Here is a 26363-nt window from a genome sequence, read left to right on the forward strand (position 1 = left end):
CACACAACACGTCATTCATCCGATTTTCGCGCGTGTCACGCTGAATCTCGGATCGTTCCTACGCCTTGCACGAACGGAGCGCGACTAAAAATGAAGTCCTGCATGGCGCTTTGCGAAGCGTGCAATTGCCGATTCCAGATATCGCCGGCGATCCGTGGCGGGTGACGGGATGTGGGTGTTTCGGCAGTCATCAAGACGATTGCTACGCCCTCCCTCCAAGCCGCCTTCAACCGAGTACGAATGATGTCCAAGCTCCGTTCCCTGATGGCGTGGTCCGTGGTCTTCACGCAGGTCTGGTCGCCCGTGATGGCGCAGACCCTGCCGATCTCGGTGGACAGAAGTGTGCCGGGCGCCAAGCCCTTCGTGAGCGTCAGCCATGGCGTGCCGGTGGTCAATATCGCGCCGCCTTCGGCCGGTGGCGTGTCGAACAACCGCTACACGCAATTCAACGTCGGCCCATCCGGCGTGGTGCTCAATAACAGCGGCGGCGCCAGCCCGTCGCAACTGGCCGGGCAAGTGGACGGCAACCCCATGCTGGGCAATCGGCATGCGGGCACCATTCTCAACCAGGTCACCGCGCCCAATCCGTCGCAATTGCTCGGCACGTTGGAAGTGGCTGGCAATCGGGCCAACGTCATCGTCGCCAACCCGGCAGGCATTACGTGCAATGGCTGCGGATTCCTGAATGCCGACCGGGCCACGCTGACCACCGGCAAACCCCGCGTCGGGCCGGACGGTGGCATCGGCTTTGACGTGGCGGCAGGCCGGCTTGGCATCGAGGGACAAGGCCTGAACGGCATGAACCTGAGCCAGGTGGACCTGATCGCGCGCACGCTGGAAATCAACGCGCAGGTCTGGGCGAACCGGTTGAGCGTGACGGCCGGCGCGTCGCAGGTCGACTATGGCACGGGCGCCGTATCGCCGCAGGCGGGTGATGGCCCAGCACCCGGGGTAACGCTGGACACCGCCGCGCTGGGCGGCATGTACGCCAACAGCATCCGTCTGATTGGCACCGAGGCCGGCGTGGGGGTGAACATCGGCGGCAATCTGATGGCGCTGACGGGCGATTTGCAGGTCAATGCCGCCGGCGACGTCCGCATTGCGCCGCGCGCCACCGTGCAGGCAGCGGGGGATCTGCGCGTGGAGAGTGGCGGCGACCTGGCCGTGCAGGGCGCGGCGCAGGCGACAGGCGCGGTGGCGCTCACCGCCGCAGGTAAAGTCGCGGTGTCGGGCGCGGTCGGCGCGGGCGCGGCGCTGGACGTGGACGCGCGCGGCGACGCAACTGTGGGCGCACAAGGCAGCCTGCGTACACAGGGCGCCTTGCGTGTAGCCGCCGGCAGGGACCTTTCGCTATCGGGAAGCCTGCTGACGTCGGGCCAGGACGCGCGCGTGCAATCTGGCCGCAACCTGACGGTGGCCCTTCAGACGGCCGTGCCGCAACCCGCCCAGGGCGTAACCACCGATAGTGGCGCCGATGCCGCAGCGCAGGCGGATGCGCAGTTGGGCAAGCCGTCCGACGCGCCGGCCGACTCGCGCGGCGGCGTATCCCTGGTGGCCGGCGTGGTGTCCGCAAAGGATTACGTCACGCTGCAAGCGGGACGCGACCTGGTACTGCCGCAACAGGTGTACGCGTCGGGGACGTTGCTGACCCAGGCCGACGGTAACTTGACCCTGGAGGCCGGCACACAATTGCAGTCGACCGGCAACGTCACGCTACGAACCGGCCGGGATGCATCCTTGGGCGGGGCCGTCCTGACCGACGCGGCGTTGAGCCTGACAAGCGGCAACGATCTGGCGCAGGGTTCGGCGGGCAAGCTGCAAGGCAAGCAGGTGCGGGCCACTGCGGGCCGCGACCTCACATTGGGCGGCGCATTGGTGTCCGCGGCCGATCTCCAGGCGCGGGCGACACGCGATACGCGTGTGGACGGAACGCTCAGTGCCGGTGGATCGTTGGGTATGGACGCCGGACGCAATCTACGTATCGGCGCCACCGGGCAGGCAGACGCATCCGGCAAGGCGCGCCTGCTCGCGGCAGGCGATTTATCGGTGGCCGGCGCGACGCGCGGTGACATGGGCATGCACCTGGAGGCCGGCAGCCAGATGGACTTGGCCGGCACCGCTGCGTCCGCCAACGGGCCCCTGGATCTGATCGCCGGAAAAGGTATGAACCTGTCTGCCGACAGCCAGACGCTGGCAGGTGGCGTATTGCAAGCACGCGCGGGCAGCACGCTGATGGCCACCGGCATGATGACATCGCTGGGCGACCTGATACTGGAAGCGACCAATCAGCGCCTTGCGGGCCAGCACTTCGCCGCCGGCAATCTGATCATTCAGACGCCCGGCGGCCTGACCACCTTGGCGGGATCGCGACAGCAGGCCAATGGTTCGATCCTGGCACGGGTAGGGACCGGGACGCTGGCGGGCACGTTGGTGGCGGGTCAAGCCGCGACGTTGCGAGTCGAAAGGGACTTGACCGTGGACGGCACGGTATTGGTGGACACGGGGGCGCTCAAGGTCGGCAGCGGCGGCGCCTTGACGCTGGGTGGTGCGAGTGCGCTGCAGGCCGGCGGATCATTGCAGGCGCAGGCCAGCGGCAAGCTGCTGGCGAACGGCTCGATTTCCGGTCTGCGGGACATCATCCTGACAGCTGGCAAGAACGCGGAGTTGAACGGCAAGACCGTCGCCAACGGTACCCTGCGCACCGAGGCGAACGATGATCTGACCGTCGGCGAGACGGGCCTGGCCCAGGGCAGCGCCAAGCTGCTGCTGAGCGCGGGCCAGGACCTGCGAATCGCCGGCATCGCGGGTACCGCCAAGGGCGCCGGGTCTGGTGCGAGCCTGGGTACGTTGCAAGCGCAGGCGGGCCGCGATCTGTTCATCACCGGCGCGGCGACCGCCGGCTCGCCCGTTGTCCTGGGCGCGCGGCGCGACATCCGTGTCGCCGGCATCGCGACTGCGCTGGCGGGCGGGCTTACGGCTGACGCGGGCGCAAACCTGGAAGTCGCGGCAACCGGCAGGATGCAGGCGTCGCAGAACTTGAACGCGAGTGCCGGCGCCCAGTTGGACGCTGATGGCGTCATTGCCGCCGGCGGCGGCCTGACGCTTGCCGCAAAAGGCGACGTCCGCGTGGGCGGTCTGGCGGCTGCGCTGGGCGGGCGCGCAGCGGGCGATGCCTCTCTCACGGCTGGGAGCGATGTCGTCGTCAAACAGGACGGGTCGTTGCAGGCCGCCGGTACGCTGACCGCCAACGCGCGGCGCTCCCTGTTCGTGGCGGGCGCCCTCAGTTCCGTGGGAGACATGCGGCTTGCCGCCACGCACGACGCGCACTTGAACGGAACCACCGCCACCGACGCGACCCTGACGCTGACAGGCCGTGACGTGGCGGTGGGCGCGGCCGGGCTGGCGCAAGCTGGCCGCACGTTGAACGCGTCCGCGTCAGGGGCACTGGAAGTGGCTGGCCGCATGCTGGCGGGCGGCTCGCAATCATTGATCGCGGGCGACACGCTCAGCATCGAAGGCACGGCCGTCGCCTTGCAGGGCGATCTTTCGCTGACCGCGCAGCGCGGCGACATCGCGCTGCGCGCCGCCTCGCGGCAGCAGGCGGGCGGTGGGCTGACGGCTCACGCTGGCGCTGCGCTCACCGCGCTGGGCGCGGCTTCCGCGCAACACGGCATGACGCTGCGCGCGGGCGCCGATGCGACGCTGGGCGGCATCGCCGCGACGCGAACGGGCGACCTCGCCGTCAGCGCCGCCGGCAAACTCAACACCACGGCGGACGGCCGCTTGCAGTCCGGCGCGGCGCTGGACCTGAGCGCGGGCGGTGCGCTGGGCAACGCCGGTATCGCCACGGCAGCCGGGCGTGCCAGTCTGAAGGCCGGAACCACGCTGGACAACACGGGCTCGGTGCTGGCTGGCGGCGATCTGATCGCCACCGCTACGGGACAACTCGCGAACGCCGGCCAGTTCGTGGCCGGTGTGGACGCCAACGGCGCGCTCAATCTGCCCGGCAGCCTTACGCTGAAGGCGGGCGCCATTGTCCACCCGGGCGCGAGCCTGGCCGGCAAGACGCTGAGCGTGTCGGCGGACAGTCTGGACCTGGCGGGCGGCAAGCTGTCCGCCGTCGACAAGCTTGTGCTGTCCACGCCCGGCGACGTGGACAGCCGCAACGCGGTCCTCCAGGGGTACACCCTGGATGTCACCGCCGCCAATCTGCGCAACCAGGGCGGCGAGCTGATTGCGACGAGTGATGCTGAGATCGAGCTTGGCGGAAATCTCGACAACACGGGTGGGCGGATTGCCGCAGCGGGCGCCGCGCGCATCGAGGCCGCCGCCATCGCCAACCGCCGCGGCACGCTGGCCGGGCGTGATGTGACCATCACCGCAACCTCCTCCCCCGCCACCACGAACGCGGTGGACAACCGCGAAGGCCTGATCCTGGCCGACAACGCGCTGACGCTGCGCGCGGCCAGCCTCGATAACGGCGGCACGTTGACCGCGGCTGGCGATCCCCCCAAGGGTGTGCTGGGCAAGGTGCTCGACATTCTGGCGGACCGGGTGGGTAACCAGACGGGGTCCGTGCAAGCGCGCGAAGATCTGACGCTGTCCACCCAGGACCTGGACAACACCGGCGGCGAAATCGTCTCCCAGGGCAATGCGCGAATTCTTGCCGACGGGTTGAACAACGCCGAAGGCAAGCTGTTGGCGGACAAGCGCCTGACGGTGACCACGAAGGTCTTGCAAGGGCTGGGGACGTTGCAGTCGGCGGGTGATCTGTCGTTCCAATACGCCGGCTCCCTGAACCAGGAAGGCGACATCGCCAGCGGCCGCGACCTGGCGCTGTCCGTGGGCGGCGACATGGACAACCGGGCCCGGATCAGCGCCGTTCGCGATCTGACCATCACGGCAGGCGCGTTGAACAACCAGGCCTCGGGCGAACTGTTGGCCGGCGGCGCCAATGCCATCACGGTCGCGCGCGGCCTGGCCAACGCGGGCCTCATCGACGGCGGCTCGACGCGCATCGCCGCGGATCGCGTGGAGAACACCGGCCGCATCTATGGCGACACGTTGTCCATCCAGGCGGGCACGCTGGTCAATGGCGCCGGGGCGGGCGGCGGCGCCGTCATCGCCTCGCGCGGGAACATGAATCTCGGAGTGGCATCGCTGACCAACCGCGACCATGCACTGATTTACTCGGGCGCCGACCTGCGCATCGGCGGCGCGCTGGATACGCAAGGCGCGGCTATCGATGAGGCCGCCTCGCTCTTGAACGCCTCGGCCACCATCGAGGCTGCCGGCGATGCGCACATCTGCGCGGCGCGGATCGATAACCAGAACACCCAGTACACCAGCGGCATGGTGAAGGTGGCCGAGCAGAAAAAGGTCTATGCCAAGCCATGGAATTCCGGCGTCATGTACGACATGGCGGACAACTGGGTCTGCGACTCGGTCACCAAGCTGTGCAGTCAGGATCCCCGAAGCTTCATGGACGACGACGCCGAGCGCATGCTGCTGCTGCCGTCCGACCAATATCCGGCATCGCGCTACGGGCCGCAGTTCGATTACACGCCGGGTATTCGCAACAAGCACGGGCATATTCCGGTCACGCCTATCCGGGTTCCCCAATTGGACCGCTGCGCCCTGGAGGGGAGCGGCCCGAAGTGCTCCCGGCCCAAGAAATTCGGGAGCGGTAGGTTCGGGAGCTCGGGGCCGTCCTACGCCTACCGCGTGGATGCGAAGATCTGGCAGGTTTTCGACGTGAAGCCGCCGACAGGCCCGGCGCCGCAGTGGACGCCGCGCTACTGCGGACGCGATGGCCGATGCATTGCCGAGGAGAACGCCAGCCGGGAGGCCTACAAGCGCGCGTTCGCCGCTTACCAGGCGCCCTTCCTCGAACTGAATACCCGCATCAACGCATTCAATGCGGACTTCCAGCGCCATCTGGTCGATGACTTTACCTACTACTACCTGGATGAAACGGTCACCGAAACGCGGACGCTGAGCTCCGATCCCGGCAAGATCCTGGCCGGCGGCGCCATGACACTGGCCGGCACTGTCGTCAACGATAAAAGCCAGATTGCGGCGGGCGGCGCACTGTCCGTGCAAGGTCCGGCGATCCAGAATATAGGAGCCGGCGGGGTCCGCATCACGACGCGCGAGGGCACGCAAACCCATACCTATCCGGGCAGAAAGAACCACCGCAAAGAAAACCAATCGCGTTACCGGCGCACCGCAAGCGAAGAGAGCATCGAATTGCCGGTGGGCGCCGCAGGCGGCAATGCAGTGGTGTCACTGAGCGGCAAGACGCCGGGGGCCAGCGGCATCGCCGCACCCGGCCCCGTGCAGGTGGCCAGTGTGGACCTGCCCGGTGGCAACACGGTGCGTGTCGTTGCCAATCCCGCGAGTATTCCCGACAGTCAGTTCTTTGTCGTCAACGGCAAGCCGGACGCGCCGTACATCGTGGCTACCGACCCGCGTTTCGTTGGCCAGCGTCCGTTCGTGTCCAGCGATTACCTGCTGGACTTGTTGCGCCAGCCCGGCGCGGCGCCGGACACCACTATTGGCGCTGCGACGACAGGCAAAGGGTCGTCCGACGCGCGCCCGCCGGATTGGGACGCCCTGTTTCCCGCAAGCGCCGGATTCCTGACGCCCACGGGCCAGCCCAGACGCCTGGGTGACGGGTTCTACGAACAGAAGCTCGTGTCTGACCAGATCCTGGCTTCCTCGGGGCAGCGCTTCCTGGAGAACTACAGCGATTACGACGCGCAATACAAGGCGCTCATGGCCGAAGGCGCGCGCTTCGCCCAGCGCAATGGCCTGAAGATCGGCGTGGCGCTGAGCGAGGCGCAGCAGCGCCTGCTGACCACTGATCTCGTCTGGCTGGAGGAGGAGTCGATCACACTGGCCGATGGCAGCATCGGGAGCGTGCTTGTCCCGAGGGTCTATCTGCTGGTGCGGCCGGACGATTTGAAAGGCGACGGCACGTTGATGACCGGGCGCAATGTCGAACTCGCGGCCCAAGGCGATATCGCCAACAGCGGCACCCTGGGCGCGCGCGTGGCGCTCGTGATGGGCGCGGCCAATATCGTCAACCAGGCGGGCGGGCGCATCCAGGGCGGGCGGATCGATCTGGCCGCGCGCGAGGACCTCACCAACCAGGTATCCAGGATCGTGGGCAAGACGGTTGCGTTCTTGGCCGGCCGCGATATACGCCTGACATCGACCGCCGCCAAGGAGAACCACGGCACGACCTGGGGCTCGTACCTGACCGGCATCGCGCGTATTGACGCAGGCAGTCTGGACATGCGGGCCGGGCGCGACCTTGCCTTGACGGCGGCGCAGCTAGCCGTCCAGGACGACGCGCGCCTGCAGGCCGGACGCGACCTGTCGCTGACCGCCCTGACCCAAAGCCATGGCGAAACCAATGTGCGGGACGCGCGCAATCGCTACGAGTTTCGTAGCAGTGAGCAGACCGGCACGACAATCGCCGCGGGTGGCAACCTGGCGTTGGTTGCCGGTCAAGACGTCATTGCGCGCGCGGCGGACGTCACCGCGGGCAAGCAATTGGCCGTCGATGCGGGCCGTGACATCCAGATAACCGCTGGCGAGCGGACGCTGTACGCGTATGCCGAAAGCCATAACAAGGAGCGCGGCTTTCTGCGATCCAAGACCACCCACAAGATACAGTCGGTGGACCAGATACTGGCGCAGGCTGCCACCTTTACGGGCGACACGGCGGTGCTGACGGCGGGCCGCGACCTGAGCGTGGCGGGATCGAACGTCGGCGCGCAGCGAGACCTGCTCATCGCTGGCGTGCGCGACGTGAACATTCTGCCTGGCGAGAATCGTTCTGACCGCTATGACTACAAGATGGTCAGGAAGTCGGGGCTAGGCGCGATGGGAGGGCTGAGCTACGGCACGCGCAGGCAAACCGACTCGCTCGACGGCAGGAACGTGTTCCATACCGCGAGCACCGTCGGCAGCGTCGAAGGCGATACGCTGATCCGCGCCGGGCAGTCGCTCAATGTCGTTGGCAGCAACGTCCTGGCGCGCCAGGGCGATGTGACGCTGACCGGGCGCGGCATCAATGTCGCCGCGGCGCTCGACACCACGCGTGACAAGGAATTGCACGAGGTCAAGCAATCCGGCGTCAGCATCAACGCCAGCGCGCCGCTGATCAGCGCGATGCAGACCGCCGGCCGGATGAACGAGGCCGCCGGCAAGACCGACAACAAAGTCATGCAGGGCCTGGCCCTGGCGACCACTGGCCTTGCCGCGCTCAATGCCTACGACGCGGTGATGGCGGACCCGAAGAGCGCGGGCGGTGTCAGCCTCAGTATCGACCTGGGCACCAGCAAGAGCCAGAGCGCCACAGACCGCGCGTCTTCGTCGACGGCCGGATCGACGGTGGCCGCCGGCCAGGACCTCACCCTCCTCGCCCAGGGCGCGGGGTCCGCTTCGGACATCACGCTCACGGGATCGCGCTTGTCGGCGGGCGGCAATGCCCTGCTTGAGGCCGATGGGAACATCCGGCTGCGGGCCGCGCAAAACACCTTCGAGCAGAACACGAAGAACAAGAGTTCCAGCGCAAGCGTGGGCATCGGCGTGTCGGCCGACAGCGAGAACGGGGCTGGCGTCATGGTCACCATCGGCGTCAGCGGCGCTCGTGGCCGTGCCGATGGCAAGGACACCCGTTGGACCTATGCCGACGTGAGCGCCGGCAACGTGCTGGCGTTGCGATCCGGCGCTGACACGTCCTTGATCGGTGCGACCGGTCGAGGCGACCGGATCATCGCGTCGGTGGGCAAGGACTTGCGCCTGGAGACCCTGCAGGACGCCAGCACCTACGACGCCAAGCAGCAAAGCATCGGGGTCAAGGCCAACATCTGCGTGTACGGCTACTGCAAGAGTTCTGTGTCGGGCAACGTCGCCCAAGGCCGGATGAACAGTGACTTCCGATCCGCCAGCGAACAGGCCGGCCTGAAGGCGGGCGACGGCGGCTTCCAACTGGATATCGCGCGAAACACGACCTTGGCCGGCGCGATGATATCCAGCAGCGAGCGGGCGGCGCTGGAAGGCCGAAACGCGCTCGGCACGGGCACGCTGGATGTTCGGGATGTAAAGAACACGGCCCGGTACAAGGCCGACCAGATTGCCCTGAGCGGGGGCTATAGCTGGGGCGGCGACGGCGGGGGCGCACCCAAGAAAGGCGACGCGGGCAAAGCGGACGTAGCCGAGAACGCCAACGGCCAGGCGGCGGGCGGGGCCGACAAGGCGCGGGAATCGGGCGATAAGGGCGGGGCGTCGGCAGGCCTGCCTGTTGTCGCGGGCGCTTCCGGCAAAGCCAGCTCGACCACGCGCAGCGCGATCAGCGGCGGCAATGTCGTGATTCGCGATGAAGTCGCGCAGCAGGACTTAACTGGACTGACGGCGACTCAAACGATCGCCGCGCTGAATCGCGACACGTCGTCGGACACGTTGAATGCGCTCAAGCCGATCTTCGACAAGGAGAAGATCGAGGCGGGGTTCGAGATCGCGTCGGAGGCTCAGAGGCAGGTCGGGCAGTTCCTGGAAACGCGGGCCAGGGAAGCCAAGGCGCTGGAAGATGCGCTGAAGAACGAGCCCGAAGGACCGCGTCGCGATCAATTAAAGCAAGCTTTCGAGGATGCGAAGACGTGGGGGCCGGGTGGCGAGAGCCGTCGCTGGCTGACTGCGATCTTGGGGGCTGTGAGCGGCAATGTGACCGGCGCGGCGGGTGACGCGATCCAGGCGACCGCAGTCAATTATCTGCAAGGATTGGCGGCATCCGACGTGAAGCAAATCGTCTCGGCGTTGGGCGACGGCCCCATGGCGGAGACGGCTCGCGCCGCCATGCACGCGATCGTGGGTTGCGCGGGCGCGGCAGGCAAAGGCAGCGATTGCGGCGCGGGCGCGCTGGGCGCGGGTTCCGGGGCGGTGCTGAATGCGCTGTTGGCGGGCGATGCCTCGAAGATGACCCCGGAAGAGAAGGAGCTGCGTCGCAACCTGATCGGTTCGCTGGTGGCGGGGATTGCGGGAGCATCAGGCGTGTCGGCCGCCGAGGTGGTCTTCGCGGCGACCAACGAGACGGAAAACAACTATCTCAAGCCGGATGAGTTGAAGTTGTACCTTGCGGCGCGGCAGGCATTGAAGGATTGCGCCGGGGATGTTTGCGTGCAAGCCCGCAAGGAAGTGGATCGGCTCAATGCCGTCAGCATGAATCGCAACAACGGGGCGGAGCGGGCTTGCCTTGACAACCCGGACGCCTGCGCGGCGGTGGCGCAAGTGCTGCGCGCCGATATCACAGCGCTGGAGGCACAGGCCAAGAGCCTGGACCGCACGGAAGCAGCCACGGCCGCCAACAATCTGCTGCAGGCGCGCACGCAGTACTACACGAACCTGGAGTCGCGGGCGCTTGCAGCTGAGCAAGCGCGCGAGCGCGAGGGCCAGGGGGCATGGCCGGGCGCGCTGTCCAAGGAAGATCTGTCTGCGAGTGGCTATCTGACGGCGCAGGAGGTGCAGGATCTGGAAGCGATGCGAAGCCAGGGACTGAAGGTGGGGGTTCTGGCGGTGTTGCCAGCAGTGGCTGATGGCGTGATGAAGGGGATCGGATCGGTTGGAGGACGGCAAGCACGTTCAACGGCTGAGAATGTGAAGCCTGCGCCTTTGAATGTTTTAAAAGGAACGGCGACAACTGGGAAGCTTCTCGTCTCTAAAGGCTCTGAGGTAACTCCCGAAATTATTAAAAAGGCTTTGCAAGGTGATCCCGCCACTAGTGCGCAAGGTTCTGTCTCATTGCCAGCCGTACAAAGATACGTTGATAGGCTCCTTAAAGGCGATATTGCCCCCGCAATTAAAATGGATGGAAATGTAATTATCGATGGAAATCATCGTTATATTGCAGCAAAAATATTGGGAAGAAATCCGGAGGTTGCTCCTGGAATTCTATCTTCAAGTAAAGTTAGCCAAACTAGACCCGTATCTGATGTTAAGGTTGATCTAACAGATTGGGGGAATCAATGATAGAAATATATTTTGAGACGGGTGAGGTATTGGCTTTGCCTGTCGAGACTCTTAGCGGTTCGAATTTGAAAGGACTAGAGCTTCATCGTGCAATTTTTGATGAATTAGATCTTGCGCGAGCTGATTTTACTGCATCGAATTTGAGAAACGCGTCTTTTGTAAATTCAGTTTTATTTAAATCGGTGATGAATAACGCGGCGTTAATGAATGCTGTTTTTATTGGCGCAAATATGGAGGGGGTGACGATGTCGGGGGCGGTAGCTGTCTCTGCAGATTTCTCTAAAGCTAATCTGTCTGTCGCCAATTTAGAGTGTGCTGATGTTTGCGCTGCAAATTTTTTTAAAGCAAATCTATGTGGGGCCAACTTGAGAGCAAACCGAATCGATAATGCGAATTTTACCGATGCGCTTTACGATGACCGAACAATCTGGCCGGCAGGATTCGATCCTATTGAATGGGGAGCTATCAAGGCTGAACGTGCTTTATAAGAGCTGGCTCGTGATGTTACGGGGGATATTCTGATCGGTCCGCTAAGTAGGCAGAGTGAGGGTCCCTCCTTAAAAAGGATCGGCGTTCTGGACTTCCTACCGGACCCAAAAGGGAAACAGTGTTTCTTGCCGCAGTCTTCTTCTGATACTGAACTGGGCTTAGCTGCAGTTGAAGCGTTTTCCTTTCTATTGAACCATCGGTGCGAAATGACCCTCCCCGGGGTTTCGCGGCGGCCGGTCAGCTTGAGTCAAACTGCGCCGACCAGCCCCCACTCACGCGCGCACCTGAAAACTCACCTGCCCCGGCCGCCCCGGCAGGTTCAACGTCGCCGTGGCCGGCGGCGTCGTCGCCACGACCTCTCCGGCGCGCATGGCGTCCTGCCCGGTCATCCGCGCCATGATTCGTCCGCTATTGCGCCTGCTGACGGAATACCACGGCGTGCAGCCCGACTTCTCGGACCCGTTCCTATCGCTAGTAGTGGGCACGTTGGATAAGTTGAGCGAGCAATTACACGTTGAGCAATCAGCGCCCCTGTGCGTGGTCGCCTTGACTTGATCCACGTCTGGGTCCGGGCCGGTCCCGTGTCCGTTTACGTCCCTGTTCCCCTTATGTCTGCGCTGCGTTCCATCGTTGCTGGGCTGGTGCTGCTCGCACAAGTCTGGACGCCCGTGCTGGCATAGACACTGGCGTTGCGATCCGGCGCTGACACCTCCTTGATCGGTGCGACCGGTCGAGCCGACCGGATCATCGCGTCGGTGGGCAGGGACTTGCGCCTGGAGACCCTGCAGGACGCCAGCACCTACGACTCCAGGCAGCAAAGCATCGGCGTCAAGGCCAATCATCTGACCGTCGTGCAGCACGAGGCGCGTATCGGCGAGTGGGTGCAGTGCAAGGATACGGCTCGCTGGGATGAGGTGAGGGATCGATACGCTGATCTCAGCAAAAAGCAGCGTGCCGAGCTAGTGGATTGTGAAGGCGCGGAGTGCACGAAGAACGCGCGGAAGTTGACGGCGTTGGCCGCCAGCTACGACGCGCGCGCAAGCGAGCTGCTGGAGAAAAGCCGGCAGGAAGGTGGTCTGAGCGAGGCGGACCGTGAGGAATTGAAGGCCGTCAAGGGAGGGCATGAGCCTGCTCACCCTGAGCGACCGTAATGAGGTTCTGCAGCGGGCGATCTTGGCGGGCTCGGAAGAGGCAAAGAAGGAAGCGTGAAATAGCATTGCCACGGAAGGAGCGCTTGGAGCTGCTGCGGTTGTTGGTGTGCATGGCCGCGCGGTGCCCCGGTTGACCTACGAAGCTGCGTCTTATCATGGCAAGGTCGATACCGTGACTAAGAGTCGTGCACCTACTAATGGACAAGATGCACTGAACACGCCAGTTCGAGTGAAGCAGACGTCGACGCGCTGGATTGGCATCGACTACAAAACAAGAGAATTCGTCGTGTGTGACGAAACTAAAAACTCCGTTTATCACGACCACGTCCGTTCTTGGAAAAATCTCCATCCAGATATGCAAAATGCGTTAACGCGAGCGGGAATGGTGAATCGAAATGGGAAAATCCTCATTGACGGTGAAAAAAATGAAATATGTGCCCCCAAGGTCTTTTCTACGCACGTCCGCAGAAGATGCGCTCGCATCGGCTGACGTCAATGTCATTCGTGAGGCGTTGGTTTCAATCGCATTTGGCTCGCCTGACTGGAGATGGGCTCAAGACACATGTCTCTCGTTTCTCCGCAATGAAAATCCAGCCCTCAGGAGGCTAGCCGCTACATGTCTCGGACACATCGCGAGGATTCATGGACAACTTGATAAGGAGGCGGTGGTTCTTGCTCTTCGAGAGAGCCTCCAAGACCCCGAGATTGTCGGTCAAGTCGAAGATGCCCTTGATGATATTCGCCTTTTTGTGCCGTGATGAACGACGCTGGGTCCGTACTGGTGCGATCCCCACCTGCGGTCGCTTGTACGCGAAGGTGGGCGCGATCGATACGAATACCGCCATTCGCAAGATGTTCGGCGACGTCCTGGTGCGTGCCTTGGCTGCCTCGGAAAGACGCGTCGCGGTCATCATCCGGCGATTGCCCAAGGTATTGCCCCCCTATCGGGCGTCAAAGCACGCGATGCAAGCGGCTGCGGATTTAGCGAGCAGATTGCGTTGAAGCCAAGTCACGGGTTCAATCTGGAATCCATCCACGCTGCCCTCTACCCCGCGCTCCATGCCAACCCGCGACCGCCTCAAAACCTGGGCCCGGCGCATCAAGCGCGATGGCCTGACCCTCTGGTTCGCTGGCAAGCACCCCCGCACGCCCTGGCACGCCAAGGCGCTGGGCGTGTTCGTGGTGGCCTACGCCCTCAGTCCCATCGATCTGATTCCCGACTTCATCCCGGTGCTGGGTTATCTGGATGACGTGCTGTTGCTGCCGGGCCTGATCTGGCTGGCCATCAAGCTGTTGCCGCCAGATGTGCTGCGGGAATGCCGCAGCCAGGCGGACGCGTGGATCCAGGCCAAGCGCGAAAAGCCGCGCAGCCGGGTGGGCGCGGCGGTGATCGTGGCGTTGTGGATGGCGGTGGTGACGGCAGTCGGCTACTGGCTATGGCGTTGACGCGGCACGCGCTTCACTCTTCCAGATATCCCAGCGTGCGCAACTCCGCGATCGCGCCCAGTTCCTCGTCACGCCGCTTCTTCGGCGCACCCATTGATGCGGTCAGCAGCATGGCCGGCCGGTCGGATTCGTCGAAGCCGCGCAGCACGCTGTCGGCAACGGGAAACGCCTTGGCGAAGCTGGCATCCAGCGCCTGCTGCCCACGATAGCGCCCGCGCTTGTCCAGGATCACCTGCGTTTGCGGATCGCGCCGGATCAGGTGCAGCGGCACGCCTTCGCAGCGCAGCCCCAACAGCCTGGCTTCGCTGATGTCCAGCGCCCAATCGGTCTCGGCATAGAACGCGGCGCGGGCGGTCTCGAATTGCTGGAGCCGGTCCGCATCCGTGCAGAACGCTTCGGGCGTCAGGTTCAAGTTGATCTTGCCGATCTTGCCCTTCAACGTGACCCGGCGAAGGAACGCGGCCCACACTAGCAGGATGGGGTTGGTGGACAGGTCTTCGACCACCACGTCCTCGAACACGCACGGCTTGATCTCTGAATTCACGACGCGGCATTGCGACAGCGTTACGTTCCGCACGCGCGACATGCGTTGCGGATACTTGACCATGGATAGGCCGCAGTTGTCGAAGGCGCAGTTGTGCAAGTGCAGGTCGTGGAAGTGCGCGTTGCCCTTGTCCAGGGCCATGCGGAATTCCTGGCCTTCGATCTTTTGCATGGAGCGCGCGCGTCAGTTGCGGCTGGCGGTGGCCAGGCGCAGCGCCAGCGCCAGGAACACCGATCCCAGTACGTACTGCGGCCAGCGCGACACGCGTTGGCGGCCGGCCCAGCGCCGGCTGAGCTGGTGCGCGGCCAGGATGACGGCGCCGTTGATGAACAGGCCGATGACGTTGAGGATGGTGGCCAGCACCAGGATCTGCAGGGCCACCGAGCCGTCCTGCGGGCGCACGAACTGCGGGAACAGCGCCAGCACGAACAGTGCCATCTTGGGGTTGAGCAGGTTGGTCAGCAGGCCTTGCAGGAAGACTTCGCGCACGGGCGAGCGGGCCCGGGCGGCATCGGGCATGTGCGACACGGGGCGCGAGCGGAACGCGCGCACGGCCAGGTACAGCAGGTAGAGCGCGCCGGCGAAGCGCACCGCGTCGTAGGCCATGGGCACCGCCACGAATAGCTGCGACAGGCCGAAGGCCGCCAGCAGCGCGTGGCAGTAGGTGCCGGCCTGGATGCCGGCCAGCGAGGCGAAGCCGGCGGCCCTGCCCTGCGCGGCGCTGCGCGAGGCGATCAGCAGCATGTCGGGGCCGGGCGTCATGGCCAGCGCGACGCAGGCGCCGCCAAAGAGGACGAGGGTGGCGGGGTCGAGCATGGAAGGTCCTTCGAGGGATGCGGGCCGGCGAGACGCCGATTATTGAGCCGGCGGGGGCAGGCTGCAACCGGTGTAGAACGTTTGGCAGCTGGCGCCAGCGCCTTTCTCGCAGCTTTCCAGGGCGCGCATGCGGGCCAGTTCCTCGCTGGCGGCAGTGGCGGAATTGACCAGCACGCCGCTGCCTTGGGGCGACGGGCCGTAGGCCACGGCCACGCACTGGTCGTGATAGGTGGTGTTGATGACGCAGCGCGCGCCGCCCTTGGTGGCGCATTGGCCCAGCGCGTCTTTTTCGGCCTTGGCTTTGCTGGCCCGGTCGGCCGAGATGCCGATCGCGCCGGAGAGCGCGTCATAGGCCACGGCGCCCCAGCGCTGGGCGTCGCGCGATACAGGGGTGGACGCGCCGCCCGCGGCGGGCGCGATCTCCACGGGGATCGGCACGCATTGCTGGCCGGGCGTGCCGACGCTGGGCGCGTAGCCGTCGGGGCAGCCTTGTTCGGCTTGCGCCACGGCGGCGTGGGAAAAATTCAGGGCGATGGCAAGGGAGGCAATGATCAGGGTACGCATGGGTCAACTCATTGGTTCGATAGGCCGCCCAGCAGGGACAGGGCGGCGTCCAGCGACAGCACCGTCGTGCGGGACTCGAAAGCGGTCGCGAACAGATGGTCGTGCACGACCGGGTCGGGGTCGTAGCAACAGTCCTTGACGGTCAGGAGACGGTAGTCGGCGTCGCTGGCGTGGGCGATGGACGACAGCATGACGCCGGTGGACGCGACGCCCACCATGATCAGGGTGTCGATGCCCTGGGCCGATAGCCGGGGTTGCAGGTCGGTGCCGAAGAACACGCTGGCGCGGTGGGCGAGGATGATGGGTTCGTCGTCGCGCCGGCCGAGTTCGGGCGAGACGCGGTCATGCACGAAACGGCCCAACTGCCGGATGCCCTGCCCGTTTTTGTTGAGCGGGCTGACTTCCGGGTAGCCGGGACTGAAATGGATCTTGGCGAAGTAGACGCTCACACCGGCGCGGCGGGCGGCATCGCATAGCTGCCGCGTGTTGGCCAGCAGCGTGGGGGCGACCGACGGGAACAGGTCCATGATGTCGGTCTGGTAGTGCATGACCAGCAGGGCGCTGCGCGCCGGGGTGATGGCCAGGGGCTGGGAGGTCATGGTTCGCTCCGTGAAGAGGGTCTGCATGACCTGTCAGTGTAGCGGCAGTCGCGGGACGGGTTGGGCGGGCGGCGGCGCGGGCCGGCGCGCCTGCCGCGTCATGGTTTACTTCTCGGTGTACTTCTTGCCGGCTTCGTCGTAGACGTAGCTGACCGCGTCGGCGGGGCCCAGTTTGCGGGTCTTGCCCGGGCCGGAGATTTCGGTGCCGCTGGGGGTGACGGTCAGGCGCGGCATGTCGCTGCCGTTCTGCGCGGTGAAGGTCAGCTTGCCGGTCTTGGCGACGCAGGGCATGACGTCGCCGTCGGCGCAGGCGGCGCTGTTGTCGTCGCCGGTGAGAATGCTGCCCAGGTAGGTCCAGACCTTGTCCTTGAGCTCGTCGCGCGGGCCGGGATTGAAGACGAACAGGGCGTAGCCTTCGAAGCTGGTGCCGTTGTCAAAGCCCTGGGTCGGCACGGCCAGCAGCAGCTTGCCTTCCGGGGTGCGGTAGTCGAGCGGCTTGCGGCTAGTGTCGACGGCTTCGGCCCGTTCGTAGGCGCCGAACATGCCGATGGTGTGCTCCATGCCGCGGAACTTCCAGGGGCGTTCGGCGGTGGAGCCGGTCAGGGTGAAGGTGGCCTCGGCCAGGTTGACCTGGGTCTCGGGGCCGGCTTCGTCTTCGCCGGGCTTGCCGTATTTTTCGCGGGTGTCCCAGGTGAAGCCGGTGAAGTATTGCGTGCCGTTCAGTTCGAAGGCGTGGCCGAACCAGTAGGTGGCGACGCTGCCGTTGGCCACTTCGTACGAGTCGGCGCCCTTGCCGTCGATCTGGTAGATGGCGTACATCACCGTGGGGGCATCGGGCGGGGTGACGGCGGTGGCCTGGGCGGCGGCGGGCTTGAGGGCGGCCGGCTCGGCGGCGTCGGCCGCCAGGACGCCCGGGCTGGCGAACGCGGCCAGCGCGGCGGCAAACAGGCCGGCGAGCGTGGCGCGCAGCAGCGGGCGGGGGGACGGGCGGACGTTCAGACGCGTTTTCATGTCGGACTTGTTCTCATCGGTCTTCGGTAAGCGCACGTGGCGCATGATGCGGCGCCATCTTAGTGGCCGGCCGGGGCTGGCGTCGGACAGCAATTTGCCAATTGTGTCCGACTGCAAGGCCTGCGCGCAGGCGCGTCGATGGCGCGGGCGGAAAAGCAACAGTGGGCGTATCCGGCAAGGCGGCCGTCCGGCATTCCCGCCGAGGATGGCGAATCGCCCTTGCGCGTTGCGCAGGCCTGCCCGCCCTACCTGTCCGTCTGGTCCGCCACCACCCGCGCCACCGCTTCCAATGCGCGCCGCAAGGCGTCCAGGTCCACCGAGCCCAGCGCCAGCCGGATCGCGTGCGGCACGTGTGAGACGGCGAAGGGATGAGCCGTGGAGACGGCGATACGTTCGCGCATCAGCGCCATGGCGATGGCATCGGCGCGCACTTCCGGCGTCAGCGGCAGCCAGACGAAGTATGACGAGGGATGGGCGACCGGATGCAGCGGCCCCAGGATCTGCGCGGCGATGCGTTGGCGCTGCGCGGCATCGCGGGGTACCTCATGTCGCCGTCCTAGAATGGCGCTTTATGCGGCGACGCCCGCCCCACTTTCGCCAGCGCGCCGCGCCCCAGGAGGATTGCCGTCATGGACTTCACCCCGTTGCCTTCGGACCAGGACGCCCTGCGCCGTTCGCTCGACGCCACCGATCTGCCAGCCAGCGTGATCTCCAGACTGCTGGAACAGGCGCGTCCCGCGCTGGTGCTGGCGACCACCGCCCGCGAGGAGGACGCGATCCCCCTGGGCGCCAGCAAGATCGGCGGGCGCCCGGACCTGCCGCGTGGCATGGCCTGGCCGACGCGGCCGGCCTATCCAGACGCGAACGAGCGCGCCGCCGGCCATCGCAAGGAGGCCGAGCGCCTGCTGGCGGATTCGAAGAAAAAAGGATCGTGGATGACGCCGGCGCAAGGCGAGCGTTTCAGCGCGGATGCCCGCGCCCGGGCGGATGCGGTGGAAACGGCGTTTCCGCTGACGTTCCTTGGGCAGTTCGATCTGGCCGCGTTGTCGCGGGAAGCGGGATTCGACGCCGCGCTGCCGCGCGAGGGCCGGCTGCTGGTGTTCTACGATTTCCTGGAACAGGCCGAGAGCTTCACTCCGGCGGCTTCGGTGGGTTGGCGCGTGCTGTGGGACACCACGCCCGCGGCGGGGCTGGAACGGGCGCCGGTGCCGCATGCGCTGGCCTCGCTGTCGGACGATGAATGGACCTGCGTGTTCCGCGCGGCGCCGGTCTCGGCCCGCACGGTGCTGACGCCGATCGGTGTCGATGACGCGGGCTGGGATGCGTTTGCCCTGGAGGACGACGAGGCCTACGAAAACTACCAGGATTGGCGGTCGCGGTTTGGCACGCCGGACATGGATGGCCGCGACAACCATCAGCTCGGCGGCTATGCACAGTCGTTGCAGAATGGCATGCAGGCCACTTGCCAACTGGTGTCGCACGGCCTGGATTGCGGCGGCAGCGCGGTCTGGCGCAGCGAGGCCGCGCAGGCCCTGTTGCCGGGAGCGAGGGACTGGCGGCTGGTGTTGCAGATCGGCGCCGACCCGCACGCCGGCATTCCGCAGCCGGGCGCCTATTACGTGCTGATGCGCGAGCAGGATATCGCGGCGCGCCGCTTCGATCTGGCGCGCGTCACGTATCAATGCGACTGACGCGTCGCCGGCGAGCCGCTATCGCGCCGGGCGGGCGTGAACCGCCCGGCCCTGTGCGTCATGCGGGAGGCTCGCCGTCATCCAACGCCGCCGCCTGCTCGCGCAGCACGAACTTCTGGATCTTGCCGGTGGAGGTCTTGGGCAGGGCGCCGAACACCACGGTGCGCGGCGTCTTGAAGCGCGCCAGGTGTTCGCGGCAGTAGGCGATAAGGTCATCGGCGCTGCACACCGCGCCGTCTTTCAGCGTGACGAAGGCGCACGGCGTTTCGCCCCACACCGCGTCGGGCCGCGCCACCACGGCGGCTTCCAGCACGTCGGGGTGGCGGTACAGCACGCTTTCGATTTCCACGGTCGAGATGTTCTCGCCGCCCGAGATGATGATGTCCTTGGCGCGGTCCTTGATCTCGATGTAGCCGTCGGGATGCACCACGGCCAGGTCGCCGGAATGGAACCAGCCGCCGGCGAAGGCGTCGGCGGTGGCGTCGGGGTTGTGCAGGTAGCCCTTCATTAACGTATTGCCGCGCAGCATGATCTCGCCCAGCGTGGCGCCGTCGGCCGGCACCGGCCGCATGGCGGCGTCCATCACCTGCACCGCTTCGACGTTGAGCTTGCGCACGCCGATGCGGGCCTTGAGCGCGGCGCGCTCGGCCAGCGGCAGGTCGTCCCATTCGTCGTGCCAGGCGCAGCCGATCGACGGGCCGTAGGTTTCGGTCAGTCCGTACAGGTGGGTGACGCCCACGCCCAGTTGCTCCATCGCTTCGATGATGGCGGCGGGCGGCGCGGCGCCGCCGGTCATGGCCTGCACGCGATGCGTGGCGCGGTGGCGGACGTTGGCAGGGGCGTTGACCAGCATGTTCAGCACCACCGGGGCGGCGCAGAAGAAGCCGACCCGATGGCGGCGGATGGCCTCGAAGATGGCCGCCGGCTCCACGCGCCGCAGGCAGACGTTGGTGCCCGCCAGCGCCGCCAGGGTCCACGGGAAGCACCAGCCGTTGCAGTGGAACATGGGCAGCGTCCACAGGTAGACGGCGTGCGGCGGCATGCCGCAGGCCAGCACGTTGCCGGTGGCGTTCAGGTAGGCGCCGCGATGGTGATAGAGCACGCCCTTGGGGTTGCCGGTGGTGCCCGAGGTGTAGTTCAGGCAGAGGTTGTCCCATTCGTCCCGCGGCCCTTCCCAGGGCGCGTCGGCCGGTTGCGCGGCGAGCCAGGCTTCGTACTCCGCATCGCCCAGGTCGCCGTGCGGGCCGGTGTATTCGCTGTCTTCGATGCGCACGGTGCGCGGCGGTGTGCGCAGGTGGCCCAGCACCTCGCGCACCAGCGGCGCGTATTCGCTGTCGTACAGCAGCACGGTGGCGCCGCCGTGTTGCAGAATGAACGCCAGCGTGCGCGCGTCGAGCCGGGTGTTGAGCGCGTTCAGCACCGCGCCGGCCATCGGCACGCCGAAGTGCGCTTCGTACAGGGCCGGCGTGTTGGGCGCGAGCACCGCCACCACGTCGCCCCGGCGCACGCCCCAGGCGGCCAGCGCCGCCGCCATCTGGCGGCAACGGTCGTAGGTGGCGCGCCAGCTCTGGCTATGGCTGCCGTGCAGCAGCGCGGCGCGTTCCGGGTAGACGGCCGCCGCCCACGCCAGGAAACCCAGCGGCGTCAGGGGCTGGTGGTTGGCGGCGTTGCGGGGCAGTGTGTCGTCGGACGCGGATGGCGATGCGGTCATGATGCGCTCCTAGTGGCCTGCGGTGGCCAGGCGTGCGGATTCGCGTTGCGCGGCCTGCCAGCCGAGCGCGGCCAGCGGTTCGACGCGCGCGCCCATCTCCAGCGCATCGGTGGCGGCGGCGTTGCCGGCGCGGGCGCGCGCGTACACGCCCTGCAGAATGGCGGCGATGCGAAAGAAGCTGTAGGCCAGGTAGAAATCCCAGTTGGGCGGCGGCGCGATGCCGCGCGTCTCGCAATAGGCGCGCACGAACTGCGCTTCGTCGGGGATGCCCAGCGCCGCCAGGTCCAGGCCGGCGATGCCGCGCCACAGGGACGGCGGGATGCGCCAGCACATGCAGTGATAGGCCAGGTCCGCCAGCGGATGGCCCAGGGTCGACAGCTCCCAGTCCAGCAGCGCAATGGCGCGCGGTGCGTCGGGCGCGAATACCAGGTTGTCGATGCGGTAGTCGCCGTGCACCAGGCGGGTCTGGTCGTCATGCGGCAGATGCTGCGGCAGCCAGTCGATCAGCGCGTCCATGGCGGGGATGGACGTGGTTTCGGTGTCGCGATATTGGCGGGTCCAGCGCGCCACCTGGCGCGCGAAGTAGTCGCCGGCCTTGCCGTAGTCCGCGAGTCCTACGGCGGCCGGTTCCACCGCGTGCAGCGCGGCCAGCACGCGGCCGGTCTCCGCATACAACGCGGCGCGCTCGGCGGGGGCCAGGCCCGGCAGCGCCGGGTCCATGAAGACGCGGCCGCGCGCATAGCTCATCAGGTAGAACGGTGTGCCGACGATGGAAGGGTCGGCGCAGTAGTGCAGCATGGCCGGCACGGGCACGGCGGTGCCGGCCAGCGCGGCCATGACGCGGTACTCGCGGTCGATGGCGTGGGCCGAGGGCAGCAGCGTGCCGGGCGGCTGCTTGCGCAGCACGCGCGCACCGCTGTCATCTTCCAGCAGGTAGGTCGGATTGGACTGGCCGCCCGTCAATGCCCGCGCGCGCAGGCCGCTGGCGTTGCCCAGGCCCTGCGCCGACAGGTAGGCGGCCAGCGCGGGCAGCCAATCGGGGGCGGCGTTGGTGGCGTGATCGGGCGCGCTCATACCAGCGCCTTGCGCGGCGCGTCCGCGTCGTCCCACTGCCAGAACGCATCGCCCTGGTCCATCAGGTAACGCGCCAGCACCATCTTGTGCACTTCGGAGGCGCCGTCCACCAGCCGCGCCTGGCGCGCGTAGCGGTAGATCCATTCCAGCGGCGTGTCTTTGGAATAGCCGCGCGCGCCGTTCAACTGCAGCGCGGTGTCGACCACCTTGTGCAGGGTTTCCGACACCACGATCTTGGCCATGGAGATTTCCTTGCGCGCGAAGTCGCCCTGATCCAGCCGCGCGGCGGCGCGCATGGTGAGCAGTCGGCCGATCTCGATCTGCATGGCGGCGTCGCCCAGCAGCCATTGCACGCCCTCGCGGTCGGCCAGCTTCTGGCCGAAGCTGCTGCGTTCACCGACGTAGTCCACCGCCACCGCCATGGCGCGCCGCGCCAGGCCCAGCCAGCGCATGCAGTGCGTCAGGCGCGCCGGACCCAGGCGGATCTGCGTCAGCTTGAGGCCGTCGCCCACTTCCATCAGGCGGTTCTCGTCGGGGATTTCGAGGCCGTCGAATTCCAGCTCGCAATGGCCGCCGTGTTCTTCCGGGCCCATGATGGGGATGCGGCGGACAATGCGCCAGCCGGGCTGGTCGGCGTCGAACAGGAAGGCCGACAGGCCCTTGCGGGCGTCGTCCGAAGTGCGCGCGATCAGGATGAAATGCTGCGCGGCGCCGGCGCCGGTGATGAACCACTTGCGGCCATGGATCAGCCATTTGTCGCCCTGGCGGGTGGCGGTGGTGCGCATCATTGACGGGTCCGAGCCGCTGCCGGGGCTGGGTTCGGTCATCACGAAGGACGAGCGCACCTTGCCGTCGATGATGGGTTGCAGCCAGCGGTCCTGCTGGTCGGGCCGCGCCACCTGCGCCAGCACGCGCATGTTGCCGTCGTCGGGGGCGGCGGCGTTGAAGGCGGCCGGGCCGAAGATGGAGCGGTTCATCTCTTCGTAGCAGGCGGCCAGGCCCACCATCGGCAGGCCCTGGCCGCCGCGCTTGCGCGGCATCTGCAGGGCCCACAGGCCGGCCTCGCGGGCCTTGGCGCGCACGCGGTCCAGCAGGGCTGCGTCGATGTTCTCGTGGTCGTCGTAGTTGGCGCGGTCGGCTTCCAGCGGAATCAGCTCGCGGTCGACGAAGGCGCGCACGCGCTGGCGGTAGTCTTCGAGTTCGGGGGGCAGCGAAAAATCCATGGCGGGTCTCCGGATGGGATGCGGGTTCAGAGCGAGCTGGCCAGGTGGCCGCCGTCCACGTCGATGACCGCGCCGGTCATGTAGGCGGAGGCATCGGAGGCCAGCAGCAGCAAGGGGCCGTCCAGGTCCTGCGGGCGGCCCAGGCGGCGCTGCGGGATGCGCTTGACCAGGGCCTCGCCGGCGGGCGTGGCGAAGAAGTCGCGATTCAGGTCGGTGCCGATGTAGCCGGGCGCCAGCGCGTTCACGCGGATGCCGTGGCGCGCCCATTCCAGCGCCAGGGCGCGGGTCAGGTGCAGCAGGCCGGCCTTGGCGGCGGTGTAGGCGGCCACGTGCGAGGCCACGCGCTGGCCCAGGATCGAGGCGATGTTGATGATGGCGCCGGGCCGGCCGTGGCCGTGGAAGTGGCGCGCGGCGCACTGCGCCACCCGCCACGCGCCGTTCAGGTTGACATCGATCAGGCCGGTCCACTCGTCCTCGCTGATGTCGAGCGCGGGGCGAGTCATGGCGATGCCGGCGTTGTTGACGACGATGTCGACCGGGCCGAACGCCTGCTCGACCTGGGTGAATGCCGCCAGCACGCTGTCGGGTTGGGTGACATCCATGCCCGCGACGCAGGCCTGGCCGCCCTGCGCGCGGATCTCCGTTGCCAGGGTTTCGCCCAGTTCGGTCCGGCGGCCGCACAGCGCCACGCGCGCGCCGGCCTCGGCCAGCCGCAGCGCGAAGTGGCGGCCCAGTCCGCTGTAGGCGCCGGTGACCAGCGCGGTCTTGGATTTCAGGTCTTCAAACATCGGTGCGTCTCCTTTGTTTGTGTGCCGGCGGCATTACGCCGCCTCGCTGGCGGCGGGCTGGCGCGCGGCGTTGAGTTCCACCAGCGCATCCACCGCCACCGCGCCCTGTCCCACGGCGCCGACCATCACCGGGTTGATGTCGACCGACGCCAGGCGCGGACCGGCCGCCAGGGCGTAGCGGCCCAGCGCCACCGCCTGTTGCGCCAGGGCCTGCACGTCGGCCGGCGGATCGCCGCGCACCCCTTGCAGCAGCGTGCCGATGCGCAGGCCGCGCAGCTTCTCGATCACCTGCGCGGCATCGAACGGCGGCATCAGCACCGCCACGTCGCGCAGCGCCTCGACGTATTTGCCGCCGCTGCCGATCATGACGACCGGCCCCAGCACCGGATCAACGCGCGCGCCCAGCGCGCATTCTTGCAGGCCGCGCTGCATCCGCGCGACGAGCCAGGCGCCATCGCGCACGTCCAGCTTACCCAAGGTTTGGGCTTGATGGGCAAACGCCGTGCGCAGCGAGGCTTCGTCGTTCAGGGCCAGCGCCACCAGCCCGTGTTCGGACTTGTGCGGCAGTTGCGCCGAGCAGGCCTTCAATGCCACCGGCGCGCCGATGCGGCGCCACGCGGCAATGGCCTCGTCGGCCGTGCGGCAGACGGCGTGTTCGATCACCGCCAGCCCGTTATCGGCCAGCAGCGCAAGGCTGGCCGCCTCGGACAGGAAGCCGCCGGCCGCGTCGGGCGCCGGATCGGCCGCCACAATGCCTTGCGATGCTGGCGGCGACGCCATGCGGCCGCGTTCGCGCAACCGCCGCAGGCGCAACAGCGCCGACAAGGCATCCATCGCCTGGATCTCGTCGGCGTAAACGGGCAGGCCGCGCGCGCGGAATGCGCTGGCCACGTTGTCCTGCCACGCCACCACCACGACCGGTTTGGAGGCGGTTTGCGCGAAGCCGGCCGCATCCGCCGCGAACGAGGCCACGTCGTAGCCGCGCCCCGCCACTGGAATATCGAGCAGGAACATGTCGGCCGCCGGGTCGGCGCCGATTACGGGCAGCACTTGCCCGAACAGGCCGTTGTTCGACAGCAGCGCGGCGGTGATGTCCACGGGGTTGACGGTGGTGGCATAGCCGGGCAGACGCTCGGCCAGCGCCTGCTGGGTGGCGTCGGCCAGCGGCGCGATCTCCAGGCCGCGCTCGGCGGCCGCGTCCGAGGCCAGCACGCAGCTGGCGCCGGAGTTGCTGACCACCACCACGCGCGGGCCTTGCGGCAAGGGGCTGCGCAGGGCCAGTTCGGCGTAGCGCACCAGTTCCTGCGGATCGCGCGCGCGCAGGATGCCGTGGTGTTCGAAGAACGCATCCACCGCGCGGTCCTCATTGGCCAGCGCGCCGGTATGCGAGGCCGCGGCGCGCGCGCCGGCCTCGGAGCGGCCCGACTTGACCACGATCAGCGGCACGCCGCGCGCCCGCGCCAGCGCGGCCGCCTCGGCCAGCGGCCCTGCCTCGCGCAGCGATTCCAGGTACAGCAGCACGCAGCCGACTTCCGGATCGCGCAGCGTCGCGCAGGCCAGTTCGGCGACCGACACGTCGGCCTCGTTACCGGTGGCATGCACGTGGCGCACGCCGATGCCGCGCTGGCGCAGCAGGCCGTAGACCATGGCGCACATGCCGCCGCTCTGGCTGATGACCGCCACCGGCCCGTCGCCCGGCGCCACCTCCAGGAACATGGTGGAGAAGCTGGCGATGGCGCCGTTGCCGAAGTTGGCCAGGCCCTGCGAGTTGGGGCCGACGATGCGCATGCCGGCGGCGCGGGCGCGCGCCGTCATCGCATCCTGCAGGGCGCGCCCGGCCTCACCGGTTTCCGAGAAGCCGGCCGAGATGACGATGGCCGCCGCCACGCCCAGCGCGGCGCAGTCATCCACCGCCCGCAACGCCTGCTCGCCCGCCACCGCCACGATCGCCAGGTCCGGCGCGGCGGGCAACGCGGCCAGGCTGGGCCAGGCGCGTTCGCCCTGGACTTCGGCGCGTTGCGGGTTGATCGGGTACAGCGTGCCCGCATAGCCGTGGCGCCGCATGTAGTGGATCGGCCGGCCGCCGATCTTGTCGGGATTGTCGGAGGCGCCGACGATCGCGATCGAGGCCGGATCGAGCAGGCGCGCGAGGCTGGCGTCGCCGATGGGTACAGAAGCCATGAAACTCCCCTGGGTAGGATGAAGGCGGCCGCGCGCGG

The 26363-nt window shown here is 67.1% G+C and carries 18 protein-coding genes and 1 pseudogene; 7 read left to right on the forward strand and 12 right to left on the reverse strand.

The window, feature by feature from the left end; genetic code table 11:
- Nucleotides 1-240: 240 nt before the first annotated feature.
- Both HV783_RS18920 and HV783_RS18925 read left to right on the forward strand, forming a co-directional pair.
- A complete protein-coding gene (locus HV783_RS18920) occupies nucleotides 241-11037 on the forward strand; it encodes a two-partner secretion domain-containing protein (RefSeq protein ID WP_175189682.1) in 10797 nt (3598 codons plus the stop codon).
- Complete coding sequence (locus HV783_RS18925) at nucleotides 11034-11525, forward strand: pentapeptide repeat-containing protein (protein ID WP_144656376.1); 492 nt, start codon at nucleotides 11034-11036, stop codon at nucleotides 11523-11525. Before HV783_RS18920 ends, HV783_RS18925 begins: the two co-directional genes overlap by 4 nt.
- Before the next feature lie 273 nt (nucleotides 11526-11798).
- On the opposite strand, the gene HV783_RS29630 is transcribed toward HV783_RS18925, so the two are convergent.
- Entirely contained in the window at nucleotides 11799-11924 is a 126-nt protein-coding gene (locus HV783_RS29630; RefSeq protein ID WP_276608457.1) for a hypothetical protein, read from the reverse strand.
- A gap of 291 nt (nucleotides 11925-12215) precedes the next feature.
- Between HV783_RS29630 and HV783_RS18930 the strand changes: the two genes are divergently transcribed.
- The 4 genes from HV783_RS18930 (at nucleotide 12216) to HV783_RS18945 (ending at nucleotide 14123) form a co-directional block, all read left to right on the forward strand.
- Entirely contained in the window at nucleotides 12216-12677 is a 462-nt protein-coding gene (locus HV783_RS18930) for a hemagglutinin repeat-containing protein (protein ID WP_276608458.1), read from the forward strand.
- A 130-nt stretch (nucleotides 12678-12807) separates the two neighbouring features.
- Nucleotides 12808-13167, forward strand: a complete 360-nt coding sequence (locus HV783_RS18935; RefSeq protein WP_175189683.1) for an adhesin — start codon at nucleotides 12808-12810, stop codon at nucleotides 13165-13167.
- 152 nt (nucleotides 13168-13319) lie between these two features.
- Complete coding sequence (locus HV783_RS18940) at nucleotides 13320-13679, forward strand: hypothetical protein (RefSeq protein WP_175189684.1); 360 nt, start codon at nucleotides 13320-13322, stop codon at nucleotides 13677-13679.
- A 57-nt stretch (nucleotides 13680-13736) separates the two neighbouring features.
- On the forward strand, nucleotides 13737-14123 hold the full coding sequence (locus HV783_RS18945; protein WP_175189685.1) for a YkvA family protein: 387 nt from the start codon (nucleotides 13737-13739) through the stop codon (nucleotides 14121-14123).
- A 13-nt stretch (nucleotides 14124-14136) separates the two neighbouring features.
- Here the strand turns inward: HV783_RS18945 and HV783_RS18950 are convergent, their stop codons facing one another.
- The 6 genes and pseudogenes from HV783_RS18950 to HV783_RS18975 form a co-directional block, all read right to left on the reverse strand.
- Complete coding sequence (locus HV783_RS18950) at nucleotides 14137-14838, reverse strand: hypothetical protein (protein WP_175189686.1); 702 nt, start codon at nucleotides 14836-14838, stop codon at nucleotides 14137-14139.
- A 12-nt stretch (nucleotides 14839-14850) separates the two neighbouring features.
- Nucleotides 14851-15483, reverse strand: a complete 633-nt coding sequence (locus HV783_RS18955) for a LysE family translocator (protein ID WP_054419531.1) — start codon at nucleotides 15481-15483, stop codon at nucleotides 14851-14853.
- A 39-nt stretch (nucleotides 15484-15522) separates the two neighbouring features.
- The gene (locus HV783_RS18960; RefSeq protein ID WP_175189687.1) at nucleotides 15523-16047 is read right to left on the reverse strand and encodes a DUF4189 domain-containing protein; all 525 of its coding nucleotides are present in this window, start codon (nucleotides 16045-16047) and stop codon (nucleotides 15523-15525) included.
- Nucleotides 16048-16055: 8 nt separating this feature from the next.
- Nucleotides 16056-16646: a cysteine hydrolase family protein gene (locus HV783_RS18965; RefSeq protein ID WP_064527475.1), complete on the reverse strand. Its 591-nt coding sequence runs from the start codon at nucleotides 16644-16646 to the stop codon at nucleotides 16056-16058.
- Between the two features lie 105 nt (nucleotides 16647-16751).
- Nucleotides 16752-17657 (reverse strand): hypothetical protein, encoded by a 906-nt coding sequence (locus HV783_RS18970; protein WP_175189688.1) that lies wholly within the window; start codon nucleotides 17655-17657, stop codon nucleotides 16752-16754.
- A gap of 245 nt (nucleotides 17658-17902) precedes the next feature.
- A pseudogene (locus HV783_RS18975) lies at nucleotides 17903-18202 on the reverse strand (PLP-dependent aminotransferase family protein); the annotation flags it as partial.
- An 84-nt stretch (nucleotides 18203-18286) separates the two neighbouring features.
- Here HV783_RS18975 and HV783_RS18980 point away from each other — a divergent pair.
- Nucleotides 18287-19348, forward strand: coding sequence for a YwqG family protein (locus HV783_RS18980; protein ID WP_144656402.1), 1062 nt, complete (start codon nucleotides 18287-18289; stop codon nucleotides 19346-19348).
- Between the two features lie 58 nt (nucleotides 19349-19406).
- Here the strand turns inward: HV783_RS18980 and HV783_RS18985 are convergent, their stop codons facing one another.
- Genes HV783_RS18985 through HV783_RS19005 form a run of 5 tightly spaced genes read right to left on the reverse strand, consistent with a single transcriptional unit; the run spans nucleotide 19407 to nucleotide 26325 of the window.
- Entirely contained in the window at nucleotides 19407-21059 is a 1653-nt protein-coding gene (locus HV783_RS18985) for an acyl-CoA synthetase (protein WP_175189689.1), read from the reverse strand.
- Nucleotides 21060-21068: 9 nt separating this feature from the next.
- On the reverse strand, nucleotides 21069-22133 hold the full coding sequence (locus HV783_RS18990; RefSeq protein WP_175143519.1) for a phosphotransferase family protein: 1065 nt from the start codon (nucleotides 22131-22133) through the stop codon (nucleotides 21069-21071).
- A complete protein-coding gene (locus tag HV783_RS18995) occupies nucleotides 22130-23356 on the reverse strand; it encodes an acyl-CoA dehydrogenase family protein (RefSeq protein WP_006389424.1) in 1227 nt (408 codons plus the stop codon). The genes HV783_RS18990 and HV783_RS18995 overlap by 4 nt, the downstream gene beginning before the upstream one ends.
- 26 nt (nucleotides 23357-23382) lie before the next feature.
- Complete coding sequence (locus HV783_RS19000; protein ID WP_020925681.1) at nucleotides 23383-24144, reverse strand: SDR family NAD(P)-dependent oxidoreductase; 762 nt, start codon at nucleotides 24142-24144, stop codon at nucleotides 23383-23385.
- Between the two features lie 33 nt (nucleotides 24145-24177).
- Complete coding sequence (locus HV783_RS19005; protein WP_144656414.1) at nucleotides 24178-26325, reverse strand: acetate--CoA ligase family protein; 2148 nt, start codon at nucleotides 26323-26325, stop codon at nucleotides 24178-24180.
- Nucleotides 26326-26363 lie beyond the last annotated feature (38 nt).

It is taken from the genome of Achromobacter dolens, assembly GCF_902859745.1.
Classification (GTDB): Bacteria; Pseudomonadota; Gammaproteobacteria; order Burkholderiales; family Burkholderiaceae_B; genus Achromobacter; species Achromobacter dolens.

Bases quoted from the DNA above. Each gene is read 5' to 3' on its own strand.
- HV783_RS18920 (WP_175189682.1), top strand. From the start codon at position 241: ATGATGTCCAAGCTCCGTTCCCTGATGGCGTGGTCCGTGGTCTTCACG.
- HV783_RS18925 (WP_144656376.1), top strand. From the start codon at position 11,034: ATGATAGAAATATATTTTGAGACGGGTGAGGTATTGGCTTTGCCTGTC.
- HV783_RS29630 (WP_276608457.1), bottom strand. From the start codon at position 11,924: ATGGCGCGGATGACCGGGCAGGACGCCATGCGCGCCGGAGAGGTCGTG.
- HV783_RS18940 (WP_175189684.1), top strand. From the start codon at position 13,320: ATGGACAACTTGATAAGGAGGCGGTGGTTCTTGCTCTTCGAGAGAGCC.
- HV783_RS18945 (WP_175189685.1), top strand. From the start codon at position 13,737: ATGCCAACCCGCGACCGCCTCAAAACCTGGGCCCGGCGCATCAAGCGC.
- HV783_RS18950 (WP_175189686.1), bottom strand. From the start codon at position 14,838: ATGCAAAAGATCGAAGGCCAGGAATTCCGCATGGCCCTGGACAAGGGC.
- HV783_RS18955 (WP_054419531.1), bottom strand. From the start codon at position 15,483: ATGCTCGACCCCGCCACCCTCGTCCTCTTTGGCGGCGCCTGCGTCGCG.
- HV783_RS18960 (WP_175189687.1), bottom strand. From the start codon at position 16,047: ATGCGTACCCTGATCATTGCCTCCCTTGCCATCGCCCTGAATTTTTCC.
- HV783_RS18965 (WP_064527475.1), bottom strand. From the start codon at position 16,646: ATGACCTCCCAGCCCCTGGCCATCACCCCGGCGCGCAGCGCCCTGCTG.
- HV783_RS18970 (WP_175189688.1), bottom strand. From the start codon at position 17,657: ATGAAAACGCGTCTGAACGTCCGCCCGTCCCCCCGCCCGCTGCTGCGC.
- HV783_RS18980 (WP_144656402.1), top strand. From the start codon at position 18,287: ATGGACTTCACCCCGTTGCCTTCGGACCAGGACGCCCTGCGCCGTTCG.
- HV783_RS18985 (WP_175189689.1), bottom strand. From the start codon at position 21,059: ATGACCGCATCGCCATCCGCGTCCGACGACACACTGCCCCGCAACGCC.
- HV783_RS18990 (WP_175143519.1), bottom strand. From the start codon at position 22,133: ATGAGCGCGCCCGATCACGCCACCAACGCCGCCCCCGATTGGCTGCCC.
- HV783_RS18995 (WP_006389424.1), bottom strand. From the start codon at position 23,356: ATGGATTTTTCGCTGCCCCCCGAACTCGAAGACTACCGCCAGCGCGTG.
- HV783_RS19000 (WP_020925681.1), bottom strand. From the start codon at position 24,144: ATGTTTGAAGACCTGAAATCCAAGACCGCGCTGGTCACCGGCGCCTAC.
- HV783_RS19005 (WP_144656414.1), bottom strand. From the start codon at position 26,325: ATGGCTTCTGTACCCATCGGCGACGCCAGCCTCGCGCGCCTGCTCGAT.